This is a genomic window from Xenorhabdus indica (assembly GCF_014467235.1).
GTDB classification, from domain to species: Bacteria; Pseudomonadota; Gammaproteobacteria; order Enterobacterales; family Enterobacteriaceae; genus Xenorhabdus; species Xenorhabdus indica.
This window is the reverse complement of sequence record NZ_NKHP01000117.1, coordinates 1-493: the sequence shown is the minus strand read 5'-3', so window position 1 is coordinate 493 and position 493 is coordinate 1. Positions and strand designations below refer to the sequence as shown.

1 protein-coding gene is annotated in these 493 nt (G+C 33.1%); it reads right to left on the bottom strand.

Annotated features, from left to right (window positions below; translation table 11 throughout):
• Positions 1 to 54: 54 nt before the first annotated feature.
• On the bottom strand, positions 55 to 493 hold a 439-nt coding region (locus Xind_RS19765), incomplete at its 5' end, for a hypothetical protein (protein ID WP_222941876.1).

The following is a 493-nucleotide window of genomic DNA, read 5'->3' as shown; positions in this document are numbered from 1 at the left end:
GTCTACTGTGATGTTTATTTTCATTTTCTACTCCTATTTATGTGATAATGAAAATTATTTCTGAGTTAAGGAAATAAGCGCTTTGGCGTGGAGTTCGGCGGATTCTCTATCTTTGTGAATTAATCCGTTTCTTAGCCTTTTAATTTCGTGGTCATTTCCAATCCATATACATCTGTATGCATCTGCAAATCCATTTAAAAAATATGGAACGTGATAAATTTCACCAGCATTAATCTCTAACTCATTTCTTATTGGTTCAGGAACATTATATTCCCCGATTTTTATAGTTTTAGGTTTTAATCTATATAATGTATCTTTATTAAAAGATATTTCCTTTTCACAAGGATTCCAATATAAACTTCCAACCACAAATTCAAAAGAATATTCAAAATATTCCCACGGCTTATCGGTAATCTGAGCCAACCTTGCGTACTCAGACATTAAATCAGCGTGAATGTGTTTAGTCATCGTTATTCTCCAGTGGCATTGCACC